The 14,654-nt window shown below is 58.1% G+C and carries 12 protein-coding genes; 7 read left to right on the top strand and 5 right to left on the bottom strand.

What is annotated here, in order from left to right:
• The gene (rpe, locus tag ACLPGZ_RS16895; protein WP_009458542.1) at positions 1–696 is read right to left on the bottom strand and encodes a ribulose-phosphate 3-epimerase; all 696 of its coding nucleotides are present in this window, start codon (positions 694–696) and stop codon (positions 1–3) included.
• Between the two features lie 117 nt (positions 697–813).
• On the opposite strand from rpe, the gene apaG reads away from it, so the two are divergent.
• From apaG to ACLPGZ_RS16860, 7 genes are all read left to right on the top strand, one after another.
• A complete protein-coding gene (apaG, locus tag ACLPGZ_RS16890) occupies positions 814–1,188 on the top strand; it encodes a Co2+/Mg2+ efflux protein ApaG (RefSeq protein ID WP_021447080.1) in 375 nt (124 codons plus the stop codon).
• Between the two features lie 15 nt (positions 1,189–1,203).
• A complete protein-coding gene (gene mltA / locus ACLPGZ_RS16885; RefSeq protein WP_060186105.1) occupies positions 1,204–2,499 on the top strand; it encodes a murein transglycosylase A in 1,296 nt (431 codons plus the stop codon).
• Entirely contained in the window at positions 2,496–3,689 is a 1,194-nt protein-coding gene (locus ACLPGZ_RS16880; RefSeq protein ID WP_239055004.1) for an FAD-dependent monooxygenase, read from the top strand. Before mltA ends, ACLPGZ_RS16880 begins: the two co-directional genes overlap by 4 nt.
• A 39-nt stretch (positions 3,690–3,728) precedes the next feature.
• Entirely contained in the window at positions 3,729–4,460 is a 732-nt protein-coding gene (locus ACLPGZ_RS16875; RefSeq protein ID WP_060186106.1) for a DsbC family protein, read from the top strand.
• A gap of 311 nt (positions 4,461–4,771) precedes the next feature.
• Positions 4,772–6,388, top strand: a complete 1,617-nt coding sequence (locus ACLPGZ_RS16870; protein ID WP_203145194.1) for an EAL domain-containing protein — start codon at positions 4,772–4,774, stop codon at positions 6,386–6,388.
• Positions 6,389–6,567: 179 nt separating this feature from the next.
• Positions 6,568–8,100 (top strand): methyl-accepting chemotaxis protein, encoded by a 1,533-nt coding sequence (locus ACLPGZ_RS16865; RefSeq protein ID WP_226349740.1) that lies wholly within the window; start codon positions 6,568–6,570, stop codon positions 8,098–8,100.
• 109 nt (positions 8,101–8,209) lie between these two features.
• The gene (locus ACLPGZ_RS16860; protein ID WP_035268476.1) at positions 8,210–9,787 is read left to right on the top strand and encodes an alpha/beta hydrolase-fold protein; all 1,578 of its coding nucleotides are present in this window, start codon (positions 8,210–8,212) and stop codon (positions 9,785–9,787) included.
• A 679-nt stretch (positions 9,788–10,466) separates the two neighbouring features.
• Here the strand turns inward: ACLPGZ_RS16860 and ACLPGZ_RS16855 are convergent.
• The 4 genes from ACLPGZ_RS16855 to ACLPGZ_RS16840 form a co-directional block, all read right to left on the bottom strand.
• A complete protein-coding gene (locus ACLPGZ_RS16855) occupies positions 10,467–11,249 on the bottom strand; it encodes a 2,3-dihydro-2,3-dihydroxybenzoate dehydrogenase (RefSeq protein ID WP_035268474.1) in 783 nt (260 codons plus the stop codon).
• A 13-nt stretch (positions 11,250–11,262) separates the two neighbouring features.
• Complete coding sequence (locus ACLPGZ_RS16850) at positions 11,263–11,901, bottom strand: isochorismatase family protein (protein WP_239055005.1); 639 nt, start codon at positions 11,899–11,901, stop codon at positions 11,263–11,265.
• Positions 11,902–11,915: 14 nt separating this feature from the next.
• Positions 11,916–13,121 carry an isochorismate synthase gene (locus tag ACLPGZ_RS16845; RefSeq protein ID WP_239055006.1) on the bottom strand — a complete coding sequence of 402 codons (1,206 nt, stop codon included), beginning with the start codon at positions 13,119–13,121 and terminating at the stop codon, positions 11,916–11,918.
• Between the two features lie 68 nt (positions 13,122–13,189).
• Complete coding sequence (locus ACLPGZ_RS16840; RefSeq protein WP_083054358.1) at positions 13,190–14,587, bottom strand: YncE family protein; 1,398 nt, start codon at positions 14,585–14,587, stop codon at positions 13,190–13,192.
• Between the last annotated feature and the right edge of the window lie 67 nt (positions 14,588–14,654).

Here is a 14,654-nt window from a genome sequence, read left to right as displayed (position 1 = left end):
TTAGGCCTGCTCTGCCAGAGCGATTTGCGCGCGCATGTCGCGGATGACCTGAGCGTAGTCGGGCTGACCAAAAATAGCTGAACCGGCCACAAAGGTGTCAGCACCGGCTGCACGGATGGCGCCGATATTGTCCACCTTCACGCCACCGTCGATTTGCAGCAGGATGGGCTGACCACCTTCTGCAGTCCACGCATCAATGCGGGCGCGGGCTTGGCGCAGCTTGTCCATGGCGCTGGGGATAAAGGCCTGGCCACCAAAGCCGGGGTTAACGGACATCAGCAGGACCAGATCCAGCTTGTCCATCAGGTGATCCATCCAGTTCAGCGGGGTGGCCGGGTTGAATACCAGGCCGGCCTTACAGCCGTGGTCACGGATCAGCGACAGGGTGCGATCCACGTGGCGCGAGGCTTCGGGGTGAAAACTGATGTAATCGGCACCGGCTTTGGCAAATTCGGGGATCAGCGCGTCCACGGGCTCTACCATCAGGTGTACGTCGATGGGGGCAGTGGTGTGGGGGCGCAGCGCAGCACAGACCATGGGGCCGAAAGTCAGGTTCGGTACAAAGTGGTTGTCCATGATGTCGCAGTGAACCCAGTCGGCACCGGCGGCGATAACATTGCGGACTTCTTCACCCAGGCGGGCGAAGTCGGCCGATAAAATACTGGGAGCGATACGTGTGGAGCTGGCTTGGGACATAATAGGTGCCGTAAAGATTAGACATCACGAAAATCGTGGCCATATGTCATCATTATAGTTTCAAGCGGGGGGCTGTGCAGCGCCCCGTATTTGTACAGCCGTAACCTGGAATCCATCATGAAGCCTGACGATATTGAGGTGCAGATCACGCCCCAGTACCTGCCTGAGCAATCCGAGCCCGATAGCAATCAATATGTTTTTGCCTATACCGTACGGATTACCAACAATGGACAGCAGACGGCCCAGATTATCAGTCGTCACTGGATCATTACGGACGACAATCAGCAGGTTCAGGAAGTGCGTGGCCTGGGCGTTGTAGGACAACAGCCGGTGCTGGCTCCAGGTGAGACCTTTGAATACACCAGTGGTTGCCCCCTGAACACGCCGTTTGGCACCATGCGCGGCAGCTATCAATGTGTTGGTGAAAATGGTGTGCCCTTTGAGGTCGCCATTCAGGAGTTCATCCTTTCCTCTCCCCGTACCTTGCACTAAGGGCCAAACCCAGCCATGAAGATAATTTATTGCGTGCCAGCCGTACTGCTGGCATTAAGTGCCTGTTCCACCATTCCTGGGGATCAGGGTTCTTCGTCAACGGCTCCGGGTACAGCAGAAGGCGGTCCTGATATCGCTCTGCAACCGTTGCGCGTGCCGTCCTTGTCGGCACTGCCGGAAACCCCGGCGCGTGCGTTGGCAGGGCGTTATCAAGCCGTGAACTGGTCCGCCTTGCCGGGCTGGCAGGCTGATTCGCTGGACCATGTCTGGAAAGGTTTCATCAATAACTGCAAGGGCCTGATGCGCCCTGTCAGCGGTTCGCTGGCCATGCCCGCACGTGCCAATCCCCGTGCCTGGCAGCCCGTTTGTCAGGCTGCGGCTTCTGCCGGTCTGAGCGCTGACACCAAAGATACGGCCGCTGTACGTGATTTTCTGCAGCAACAGTTGCAGCCCTGGCGTTTGCTGACCGGCGACGGCAAGGTGGCTCAAAATACGGTCACGGGCTATTACGAGCCTTTGCTCAAGGCCTCGCGTACCCGTAGTTCCAGCTATCAATGGCCGCTTTTCGCTGCGCCGGATGATTTGCTGACGATTGACCTGGGTAGCTTGTACCCCGAGCTGGCTGGCAAGCGTATTCGCGGCAAGCAAGTGGGCAAACGCATTGTGCCCTACGACACACGCGAGCAGATCGTGTCCAAGCAGGATCGCCAGCCACCCGTGATCGTGTATGCGGAAGATCCGGTAGAAGGCTTTTTTCTGCAGATCCAAGGCTCGGGTCGTGCGGTCCTGCCCGATGGCAGCGCCGTGCGTCTGGCCTATGCCGACCATAACGGTCGCCCTTATGCCTCGGTAGGCCAATGGCTGGCCAAGCAGGGCGAGATGCCTTTGGCGCAGACTTCCATGCAAAACATCAAGGCCTGGGCCAAGCGCAATCCGCATCGCGTTCAGGAAATGATGAATGTAAATACCGCTATGGTGTTCTTCCGCGAAGAGGCCATTGTGGATCCGGAGCTGGGCCCTAAAGGTGCCTATGGCATTCCCTTGATTGGTCTGCGTTCCGTGGCTATTGACCCCACTTACGTGCCTTTGGGTACGCCTGTGTACTTGGCTACCTCGCAGCCTGCTTCTAACCAGCCTTTGCAGCGACTGGTTTTTGCTCAGGACACGGGCGCGGCGATTAAAGGTGCCGCACGTACCGACTTGTACTGGGGCACGGGCGATCAGGCTGGTGCGCAGGCAGGGCGCATGAAGCAGCAAGGTCAAATGTGGCTGTTGTGGCCACGTCAGGCAGGAGCACCGAGCGCACGATGAGCAAAGAACGAATTGTGGTGTGTGGCGGGGCCTTGGCCGGTATGGCCAGCGCTCTGGGTTTACGCAAGGCCGGGTTTGATGTCAGCATCTTGTCCCCCGCTTACAAGCCTATGGAACTGGCGGCGGGGCAGTATCACCCCCGTGTCTACGCCGTCTCGGTCGCCAGCCAGCGTTTTCTGACGCAGTTGGGTGCCTGGAACTTGATGTCGGCCCAGCGCATTTCGCCAGTGCAGGCCATGGAAGTACATGGTGATGGCGGCGGTTGCCTGAATCTGCATGCTTGGCAGGATGCGCAGGATTATCTGGCCTGGATCGTTGAGTCCGGACAGATGGAGCAGGCGCTGTATCAGGCCTTGCAAGTGTTCGGTGTGCCCTGGATTGAAGACCGTTTCGAGCGTCTGGAAGGCAATACCATCATCACCGCCGGACAGAAGCGCGTCAGCGCCGATTTGTTTGTGGGGGCAGATGGTGCCCGTTCCGGCCTGCGGTCTGCTGCTGGCATTGAGCATCATGGTCGTGAGTATGGGGACGCCGGTTTGGTGGCCCACTTCAACGTGGAGCGCCCGCACCAGCAAGTCGCCTTGCAGTGGTTTACCGGCGATTCGATTCTGGCCCTGTTGCCTATGCCGGATGTGGATGGCAAACCGCAAGTCTCCATGGTCTGGTCCGTGCCGCAAGCGCAGGCCGACAAGGTGTTGGCCATGCCTTTAGAGGAGCAGGCGCAGTATCTGCAAAACAGCTTGTTCTCTTTATCCAATGGCCGTTTGGGGCAGTTAAGCTTGCGTAGCCCGGTACACGGTTTCCCGTTGACCTTTGAGCGTAGCGGCCTGGTGTCGCCCGGTGTGGCCTTGGTGGGTGATGCGGCGCATCGCGTTCATCCTTTGGCTGGCCAGGGTTTGAATCTGGGTCTGGGCGATATCGAAGCCCTGATCAAGGTCTTGTCCGAGCGTGGCCCGCATTATTCGGTCGGTGATATGCGTGTACTCAATCGCTACAAGCGCGCTCGCGCTGAACCGATTGCGGCCATGCGGGCAGCCACCGATGGTTTGTATCGTCTGTTTGCGGCACCGGGAGCACCGGCTTCCATGCTGCGCAATGCCGGTATGCAAGTGGTGGACCGCCTGCCCTGGGTGAAACGCCGCCTGATCGCGCATGCTGCCGGCGTGAGCCCCGGCGCGCTCTTGTTCTAAGGCCGCTAGGGTCTTGTCGATTAGCAAAGGAAGTACGTCATGATGTTGCACCTTCGTTCTGTATTGGCTCTGGCGCTTTTGTCGCTGTGCAGCCTGGCTCAGGCCACCAGCCCCGCCAAAGTAGACACACGTTTCGAGACTACCCGCCAGGCCTTTGAAGCCGCTTTCCCAGGCGTGACGGTCGATGGTATTCGCGCCACACCATTTCCCAATTTGCTGGAAGTGGAAGTGGGCGGCACCTTGCTCTACACCGACCCGCAGGCCAGCTTTGTGATGCAGGGTTCTTTGCTGGATAGCAAAACTCGTGTTGATCTGACCGAGCAGCGCATGCAGGAACTCAATCGTGTGTCGCTGAATGATTTGCCGCTGGATAAGGCCATCAAGCTGGTAAAAGGCGACGGTAGCCGTCAAATGGTGGTTTTTGAAGATCCCAATTGCGGCTATTGCAAACGTCTGCATACAACTTTGCAGGAGATCGACAATGTTACGGTTTATAGCCTGATGTTTCCCATCCTGGGACCGGACAGTCGCCGCAAAGCCGAGGACATCTGGTGCGCCCAAAACCCCGCTAAAACCTTGAGTGATTGGATGGGGGGCGGAGCGCGACCCGAGAAAGCCTCGTGTGAGCATCCATTGGATCAGTTATTGGCAGTAGGACAAAAACTGCGCGTTCAAGGCACCCCGGCCATTTACTTTGCTGATGGCAGCCGCGCTGATGGTTGGCTGCCTGCTGCCCAGTTGCAGTCTCGCCTGGACGCTGCCGCCCAGTAAGTATTCTGGCTGGTCTTGAGCTAGAACAACCCGCTTTCGAGCGGGTTTTTTATGTCCCATCGTTATGGAAACTATAATTATTTGTGGGGCATGATTTTAAAAGAGCAGCGATTAGAAAATAATCCCGAGATGGTTCAGGCGGTAAGGCGGACGTTATTTTGAAGACAAAAAATTTCAAACGCCACATTTGACCATTCTTTACTTTGTGCTCCGTATTCTAGAAGTGATAATTCTAACTATTGATAAAAATAGTATTGTCGGCCCTCGCCGGGACCGTCGTGGGACTGACAATAATTAAATAGTAGGCGCTTATGGAACATGCACGCTGCGTGTTGATTGTTTTGGAAGAAGGCGAAGGCTTGCACTACTGGCTGGAGCAACTGCGGGTTTTCGGTACCAAGACAAGCGTTGTCAGATCCCTGGAGAAGGTAGCCGAGGCGCGTCTGAGCCAAGCCGATCTGTTGCTGTTTCCTGTTGAGACGGGCTACGTGCCTTTGATGGTGGCCAAATTGCGCAATGACTTTGGCTCGCTGGGTATTGTGGCCGTTCAGTCCGGCCTGTCTGCCAGTGCTCGTGTGCAGTTGCTGCTGACGGGTGCTGATGCGTGTCTGGCTATGGATGTGCAAGTTCCCGAGCTGATGGCCTGGTGCCATGCCGTGCGCCGCCGTAATGTTTATGCCGCCGTGGGTGCCACCCAGGCGATGGAAGAGGTTCAGGATCAGAGTGGCCAGCAGGAATGGATCTTGCGCGATAAAGGCTGGACTCTGGTGGCTCCCAATGGGGTGGGACTGGAACTGACGCATAGCGAACGTCAATTGATGGACGCATTCATTCGCCATGCGGATGCCCGTTTCAGCCGTGAAGACCTGATGCGTGACAAAGGCCTGGCTGCCAGTGACAGCCGTGCAGTGGATTCCCTGATCAGCCGTTTGCGCCGCAAGGCCAGTCAGGCAGGGGTGGCCTTGCCGATCAAGTCGGTGCACGGCTGGGGCTACACCTTTACGGGCAAGTTGATCGCCCAGCAAGAGCCGCAAGATACTGAAATCATGGAGTTTTATGCCCAGCGCGACGAGCAGGAAGCATCCCAGCCCACGCCGCTGGAACTCTTGCGTGCGCTGGAAACTCTGGATGTGCTTGATCCCCAGGCCAGCGAAGCGCTGTCTTTCTCTTATCAGTTGCGCGTGGCGACCAGTACGGGCCAATACAGTGGTGTGGACGCCCAGGTGTTCTGGACCTCGCCCACAGGCTTGCGTCTGTCATCGGATCTGGTGCTGCGCCATATGCCTGACGCCATTCACCGTCAGGCTTTGTGCGAATGGATGCTGCGCACCCTGATGGCTGACGTGCGTCGCTGGTGGCAGGAGTACTCGCTGCGTGCCAGCCATATTGGCCTGAAGTTGCCCATCGATATGCTGCTGCCTATCTATAAGCGCATGCCCAGCATGTTGCGTCAGTTCGAGCTGCAGCCTTGCTGTGTAGAACTGGACTTGTTCAGCGACGAGGAATTGGAAGAAACACCAGAACTGATCCAGGCTTTGCAGTTTCTGAAAGAACAGGACATTCAGGTCTGGCTGACCAGCCCCGATATTGAGAACAACAAGCTCAACCGTTTGCGTGGCTGGCCAATCAGCGGCGTCAAACTGGAAGCCGAGGTTATTCAGCGCGCCTGCCGTGAACCGACGTTCAAGGCATTGCTGGAAACCGCGTGCCATTTACTGAGCGAGCAGGGCTTTGAGCTGGTTATCAAAGGTGTCGATAACCTGGAACAGCGCGATCTTGCCTTGAATCTGGAGCTGGGTCATTACCAGGGGCGTCTGACCTCGGAATTGATGTCTGAAGATGGCTTCTTGCTGACTCTGGCCAGCAGCGAACCCTCTTTTGGCCAAGGCCATGAAGCTTCCCGACGCTTGAGTGGTAGTGTTTTATAAGCCGCCTTAGCATCCAATTATCTCGATATGTAACTTTAATTAAGTATTTCAAGCCCGAGGCCGTTACCCAGCTTGTTCGATGGGGCCTCCATGCAGGCCGACCGTGGTGACACGGTCGGTTTTTGCGTACCTGGGACCTGTCTTTTCAGCGTTGCTCGGGGAATATGATGCGTTTGGGCTTGAAACAGAAGTTGTGGTTGCCATTGATCTTGTGCTTGATGGCGTTGGTGGCGGTTTTTGCGTTTGTGAACTATCAGCTCTATCAGGCACAGATGGAGGAGCGAAAAAGTAGTTTGCAGCACATCGTCAATATTGCAGCAAACATTACGCAGGACTATCAGCAACTGGTCAGCAAAGGCGTTCTGAGCAAGGAAGAGGCGCAAAAGCAGGCGCTGCAACGCATCGCTAGTATCCGTTTTGGGCAGGAAGGTTATGTGTCGGTGTTATCGACCGATGTGGTGTCCATCATGAATCCCAGCCGACCGGAGCTGGACGGCCAGGACGTCAGTGCCGTGGTCGATAGCAACGGCGTGCACCCTTTTGCCGAGATGAGCCGCATCGGCCGCAATGGTGGCGAAGGTTTTCTGGAGTATCACTGGCCCAAACTTAGCGACAAGAGCAATGCCCCCAAACTGGCCTTTGGCAAAGGGGTGACGCAGTGGGATTGGGTGCTGACCTCGGGCGTATATATCGACAATATTCAGGCGCGCTTCCTGAGCAATCTGCTCAGCTCGTCAATCGTGTTTGTTCTGATCGTGCTGCTGGTATCAGCGGTTACTGTGTTTCTGGCGCGTCAGATCTTTGCCGAGCTGGGGGCTGAGCCCAAAATTTTGCATGAAGCGGCCCAAGCCATTGCCAATGGCGATTTGCGTGTGACTCATTCCCTACGCTCGATTCCGGACAATAGCGTGATGGCCTCCATCGAGCAGATGCGCCTGAAGCTGAACGAGGTCATGCGCACGCTGCAACACAGCAGTGGTGTGATTGCGGACGATACCTCGCAACTGTCTGTGGGCAATCTGGAGCTGTCCAGTCGCACGACTCAGCAGGCCGCGGCCTTGCAGGAAACAGCATCGGCCATGGAAGAGATGACGGGCACCGTTCGCATGAGCGAAGAAAACGCCATGCGTGCCGAGGAAGTTTCCAGCCAGGTGCAGAAAACAGCCCAGCATGGTGGTCAGATGGTTAGTGAGCTGGTGGACCGCATGGGCGCGATTCGCGATACCAGTGGCAAGGTGGCGGACATCACCACGGTGATTAACTCGATTGCCTTCCAGACCAATATTCTGGCCTTGAACGCGGCTGTGGAAGCGGCGCGAGCCGGTGAGCAAGGTCGAGGCTTTGCGGTGGTGGCGGGTGAGGTACGTGCTCTGGCGCAGCGCACGACGGCGTCAGCCCAGGAGATTGCTCAATTGGTGGAAGCGTCCTCCAATAGCACCCGCGAAGGCGTGCAATTGATGGGGCAGGTCGGTGAGGTTATTGATGAGATGGTCACCGGCAGCTCGCAAGTGATGACGATTGTGCACGAGATTGCGGCTTCTACTCGCGAGCAAACCATTGGTATCGAGCAAATCAACGTGGCGGTGGGGCAGTTGGATTCGGCCACTCAGCAAAACGCGGAAATGGTGAACCAGGTGGCGCACACCTCCAGCGAGTTGCAGGAGCAGGTGCAAGAGCTGGATCGTTTGATTCAGGCTTTCCGTCTGGGGTGATAAATGGCGCCGCCTCGCGCCAGCCAAGGGGTGCGCTGATTATTTTTGATCGTATACTGCTTCTTGGTACTGGGCTTGTCCTGCGGCAAACCGGCATTTAGGAGGATGTATGTTGCGCGCACCTGTTGTTGCTGTATTGATGGTGGGAATGGTTGGGTCGGCTTGGGCGGCTACGCTGCCTTCGGCTCAAGGTGAGGTTCAGGCGCACGAACATCATGAACGAATACTGAGCTTGCAGCAAAATGAGCTGGTGCAAGGCAGTTGGCAGCACAGTGGTGATGTGGCGCTGGAATTGTTCGGCCCGGATGGCAAGGCGATTCGTCATTGGGCAGATGCACCGGAACGGGGTGGCCCTTTTGGCTTTATTGCCAGCACGGCGGGCGAGTATCGTTTGCGTGTGCAAGGGCAGGGCGAGTATCAGTGGCAGGTTAAATCGGTTACGGCTCCCCAGGCGCCGGCTCAGGCCGAGCCTTTGCAAGGCGATGTGATCCGTCAGTGGAGCATGCGCTTGCGCGCGGGCGAGCCGTCTCGCGGTTTCTGGGACTATGTGCAGCGTGTGGGTTCGCCTTTGGTGGAGCGCTACAGCACTACGCATGATCGCGTCACGTTTGTCTGGCGCGGTGCTCAGAACGAGGTGCGTCTGCATGGCGGGCCTTTCTCGTATACCGATCGCATGCATCGTTTGGGTGAGTCGGATATCTGGTACATCACTTACGATTTGCCGCGTGATGCCCGCTTTGCCTATCGCATGGCGCCGGATGTGCCTTATGTGGGCCAGAACCTGGCGCGCGAAGTGCTGCGGGCGGCGTTGCAGCGCGATCCTCATAATGCCAAGGCTTTGCCGGAAAACAGCAAGGATCTGTTTGATGGTGAGTCTGTCTTGCGTTTGACGCAGGCACCTGCCGAGGTGGTGAGCCTGGAGCCGCAGCAGTTGGGGCAGGGGCAATGGCGTACGGAGCGCTTGCCCAGCGAGGCTTTGGGTGTGGAACGGCAGGTGCAGATTTATCAGCCTGCGGGCACTCGGGCTCAGGAAATTGATCACACCTTGATTTTGTTCGATGGTCGGGACTATCGGGATTTGGCGCGCGCGCCGGCCATGCTGGATACCTTGATTGCGCAGGGGCGCGTGGAGCCTATGTGGCTGGTCCTGGTGGACAATCCGGGCATGGCGGAACGGGCTCGTGAGTTGCCGCCTAATGAGGCTTATATCAAGTTTCTGGATAAGGAATTGATGCCTTGGCTCAAGGCCCAAGGGGTGCAGTCGACAGCGGACAAGACGGCGATTGGCGGCTCCAGCTACGGTGGTTTGGCTGCCATGAATGCCGCCTGGCGTTTGCCGCAGCTGTTTGGCAATGTCTTGAGCATGTCGGGGTCGTTCTGGTGGGCTCCGACGGGTGATGCTCGTGGGCAGTGGCTGACGCGGCAGATGGCGGACTCAGAAGCTGTGCCAGTGAAGATTTATATGAGCGCCGGGGTGTTTGAGTCTTCAGGCTCCAGCCGGGATGTCAGCCTGGTGCAGGCGAATCGCCATCTGGATGATGTGCTGCGGGCGCGGGGGTATGACGTGCGTTACGTGGAGAGTGCGACGGCACATGATTTTGTGGCGTGGCGGGATGCTTTGGCTTTGGGTTTGGAGCATTTGTTCGGGATTGAGCAGGTTGAGGCTCCGGTCGAGAACAAGAAGTAGCTGGACTTAAGTTGTGAGGGACGGGCTATAGGCGGGCTCAGGAGGCTGGACCGGGGGGCTGTTCGGGTCGGGGCAGGCTCCGGCGGGGCTGAGCGCTTGCTGGTGCTGCGCACCAGTTCCCTTGGCCTGAGATTGCTACGGGCGGGGCCTGAACTCGCCAGGTACTTGGTCCCCCGGACCAAGTACAAGCGCCTGGCTCAAACAGCAGGCCCCTTGCATCCCTACGCAATCTCAGGCCCGCGGCAAGCACTCTGATCCGCCCCGCCGGAGCCTGCCCCGACCCGAACAGCATGGTGGCAGTGCTCTTGAGTGGGCCTGCTTTCAACGGTTGTTGGCGGGGGCGGTTGGCACGCTGGAGCTGCTCGATCTAGTTCACAGACTCGACGGAATTAAGAGGTAGCTGATAGGAGGCTACCTGCACTGAGCAGGTCTAATCTGATGCTGACCTGACCTGACCTGACCTGACCTGATTCGATCCGATTTGACCTGACTGAGTCTGTCTTCATTGAGCCGCATTTACGATGTTTCGGTTCGTTCGTATTCTTCCTTGACTTGGCAATAGGTGGTCAGTCCTTATCGGCACTGTCACTAGTAGGGATGTTCGTATGCTTTTGTCCGGCCTCGTTCCGATGGGCAATAAAAAAGGGCGGAGATTCCGCCCTTTTTTGCGTCTGGCTGTTTAGCCTTGGTCCAGTGTGGCACCGCCGTCTACTCGCAGGTCGGACAGGGTGATGTGGCTGGCGCGGTCCGAGAGCAGGAACAGGACGGCTTCGGCGATTTCTTCGGGGGTGGCGATTTTTTGCAGGGGGATGCCCAGACGGTAGTTTTCGCCGGAACCCGCGATGACGGTTTCGCGCGAGCTGCCTTGTGCCCACATGGCTTGTTGCATGGGGGTGTCGGTGGAGCCGGGGGAGATGATGTTCACCCGGATGCCGTGTGGGGCCAGTTCCAGGCCCAGGCAGCGGCTCAGTTGGGTGACGGCGGCTTTGGAGGCGGCGTAGGCACCCATGGCGATGCGTGGTGTGGCGGCGGAGTTGGAGCTGACGTTGACGATGGCGCCTTGTTTGCGCTCGATCATGCCTTTGGCCACGTTGCGGCAGACGTTGAAGACGCCGGTGGTGTTGATGGCAAAGGTGCGATCCCATTGTTCGTTGCTCAGCTCGGTGATGCGGCCCATTTGCAGGACGCCCGCGACACAGGCCAAACGATGAATGGGGCCCAGTTTTTCCTGCCCTTGGGCTAGCGCTGCATCGACGGCATCGGCTTGGCTGATGTCGACCAGGTGGCAGGACACCCGATCACTGTATTCGGATTGACTCAGTTGGGTCAGTCCTTCTACGTCCAGGTCCAGGGCGATGACGCTGGCGCCTCGTTCCAGCAGTAGTTGGGTGACGGCAGCGCCAATGCCACGGGCCGCGCCCGTGACGGCTATGCATTCACCTGCAAATTCTTGTGTGCTCATGTGTGCTTCCTGTTTAGCTTTGCAGGCTGTCCTGGATTTCGGCGCAGGTCAGGCTGACGCCGCAGCGTTGCGAGACGTGGCGGATCGCCATGTGGTGTTCTTCCAGCGAGAAGTCGGCAACGCCGTCGATGGCCAGGAAGGGCTGCACGTCTTGCATGAAGGCTTCCAGGGCGGTGGTCATGCAGCCGATGTGGGCGTAAACGCCGGTGATGATCAGTTGATCGCGGCCCAGATTGCGCAGTTGCTCACGCAGGTCGGAGCGCTGGAAGGCGCTGTAGCGCCACTTGGTCAGCATGATGTCGTTTTCGGCCGGTGTCAGCTCGGGCACGACGGCTTGCTGGCTGTGGAATTCGCTGGCGGTCAGGCCGGGGCCCCAGAAGTCGTTCAGCAAGGCGCGGTCTTTTTCGGGCTGCTCGGTAGGCTGGGCGGTGTAGAACACGGGTATTCCCAGCTTGTGGCAAACCTCGCGCAGGGCGGCAATGCGTTCGATCAACATGGGGATAGGAGCCTGGCTCATATCGTATTTCTGCAGAAAGTAGGTCTGCATATCGTGTATGAGCAGGGCGGCACGATTGGCCTGTGGGCGCCAATTGACGCGGTTGGCTACGGAGGTTTGAGGCAGTTCGTAGCTGGGCAAGGCGTGAATGGTCATGAATCGTGTCTCCTTTAGATTGTTATGTTCTGGGCCAGACCCAATGAGTTGATCAGGGTCATGAGTTTATTGCCGGTTTCCTGACGTTCCAGGGCAGGGACGGAGCCGTCCACAATGCCGGCGCCAGCCGATAAGGTCAGCCCTTGCTGGGTGTAATGGCCGCAACGAATAGCGACTGCCCATTCGCCGTTGCCTTCGTGGTCGTTCCAGCCTATGGCGCCTGCAAAGTAGCCGCGATCAAAGACTTCAGTGGCTTCGATGGCCTGCATGGCGGGCTGGGTGGGCAGGCCGCAAACGGCCGGCGTGGGGTGCATGGCCAGTGCCAGCTCCAAAGAGGTGACGGATGGGTCACGCAAACGGCCGCTGATACGGGTGGACAGGTGCCACAGGTTGGCGGTGCTGGTCAGGCTGGGGCCATCAGGCACGTCCAGGGAGTCGCAGAACTGGGACAGGATACGCACCACGTCTTCAATGACGTAGGCGTGCTCGCGCAGGTCTTTGCTGGAGGCCATCAAGCTGTCGGCGCTGGCCTGGTCGCGCTGTGGGTCGGCAAAGCGGGGGGCGGTGCCTGCCAGCGGGTTGACGGTAACCAGATCGCCCTGGCGACGCACCAGCAACTCGGGGCTGGCCCCAAAAAACAGATCCGGGTCTTGAGCCTTGCCGCCCGGCAAGGGCAGGGCGTAGGTGTAACCGGCAGGATTGCTGTGGAGCATATTGCTCAACACAGTCTGACGGTCCAGGGCTTCGTTCAGGGTGATGGTGACAGTGCGGGCCATCACGGTTTTGGAAATGTTCTGTTCGCGCATCGTGGCCAGGATGCGGCTGACGCTGTCTTCGTAGCCTTCGCCATCAGGCAGCAGGCTTTGGCTGGCAATGCTGTTGCTGGATTTGGCCAACGGCGGGCGCTGTACCGGGCGCAGCAGCACGGGATCGCGCTGATATTCTTTGGGAACGCGCAGGTAAGCCTGGCGAGTCGGGTTAAAGGGGATCACTCCCATCAACAGGGGGGCGTCCAGACCTTGCTGAGCGGCTTGCGCCAGCAAGGCTTGGGCATCAGAGAGCAGTCGCCCTTGGGCATTGTTGGTATGCCGCTCCAGTGCCGTGCCGTGTGCCATCAAACTGACGGTGGGAGAGGCAAATACGCTGCTGTCGGCCTGGTAATGACCTAACCATTCTTCAATGGTGGCATGGCGGACTTGGTCGGCTATACGGCTATTCATAGGAGTCCTTTTTGGGGCAAGGGTTTTGCCTTGGCGCCCCTTTTCATGGAAGGGGCGCATCGGGCGGTTTACTTCAGGTGCAGGCGTGTGATGCGGTCAGCCGTCTGGTCATCCTTACCTTTGGATTTGTTGACCAGATAGGCATTGCCTTCGCCATCCAGGGAGACGTGGTTGGGGAAGCTGCCACCGTCCAGGTTGGCAACGATTTCACCCTTACCGTTCACGGCCGTCACGGTGCCCGCACCGCGGGAGGCCACGTAAGCCAGGGATGTCTTGGGATCGAAGACCACGTTCAGGGCACCGGCACCGATCTTGATGTCGTGCTGAACGGCACCGTCTTTGGCATTGATGATCAGCAGATTGTCGCTGCCTTGGGCGGCGACGTAGACCTGGTCATTCTTGCTGTCTACCGACACACCAGCCAGACCACGTGCACCGGGCACGGGGAAGACGGTTTGAGCATTGCCGTTTTTCAGGTCAATAATGATCAGCTCGTTGGTGCTGGCGCTGACGGTGTACAGACGGTCTTTTTCAGCGTCCAGAATCAGGCTCATGCTGCCGGGCTTGTTGCGGGTCTTCGATTGCAGCTCGATCGGGTCCAGCTGAGTCAGCTTCTTGGTGTCGAATACAGCTATGGTGTTGGCGCCGGGCGAGGACACGTAGGCACGGTCTGTTTTCTCGTCTACAACCACGTCGCGTGGGTGGCTGACGACGCCGTCTTCAAACTGTTTGACCAGTTTCAGGTCTTTCTGGCTGTAGACAGCAATGGAGCTGCTGCGGGTGTTGGTGACCCAGACATTGCCTTGCTTGTCGTCCACGTCCACACCGTAAACGGCTTGAACCTGACCATCGTCACGGCCTTTTTGGGCGGCAGGTGTCACGCTGGCCTCAACCGCCAGGGTCTTGGGGTTCACTTTGACCAATTGCGACTGCTTGACGGGTGGGCGGCCTACGGCGGAAGTCACGAACAGCACTTTGTTCTTGGGGCTGTAGGCGCTTTGGTACAAGCCGGGCACCAAGTGCTGGGATTGCAGTTCGAATTTGTCCTGACCGCTCAGCTCAACTTTTGGGGACACCTTCAGATTGAAGATGTCGGCCGTCGAGGGCTTGCTGACTTGCATGACGACAGGGTGCACGCCCACAGCGGCGTCAGCGGGGATGGCGATCTTGGTGCTCAGATTGCCTTCTTTGTCGGCAACCAGGGCTTGAGGGGTCAGGGTGTGACCGTTTTGCAGCAGGATCACTTCCTGGCCGGGGGTGAAACCACGGCCAGCCAGTTGGGCTTCGGAGCCTGCATAGACCACGCCAGCAGCATTCAGGGAACCGCGAAAGTCAGCATCAGGCTGGTCAAAAGCGGGGGCTGCAAAGGCATTGGCCAGGGACAGGGACAGGACGGCTGCGCTCAGGCCGGCCTTGCGCAGCAATGCGGCAGGGGTACGGCGAATGCAATTGACATTGATTAGCATCTTTTAATCCTAAATAAAGGTTCGGTCGACAAGACGGTCCATGTAGGAGATCTTTCTACAGGCGTGC

The organism is Alcaligenes sp. Me129 (genome assembly GCF_050487245.1).
GTDB classification, from domain to species: domain Bacteria; phylum Pseudomonadota; class Gammaproteobacteria; order Burkholderiales; family Burkholderiaceae_B; genus Alcaligenes; species Alcaligenes phenolicus.
The sequence above is the reverse complement of the archived record's forward strand: the minus strand, read 5'-3'. Positions and strand labels throughout refer to the sequence as shown.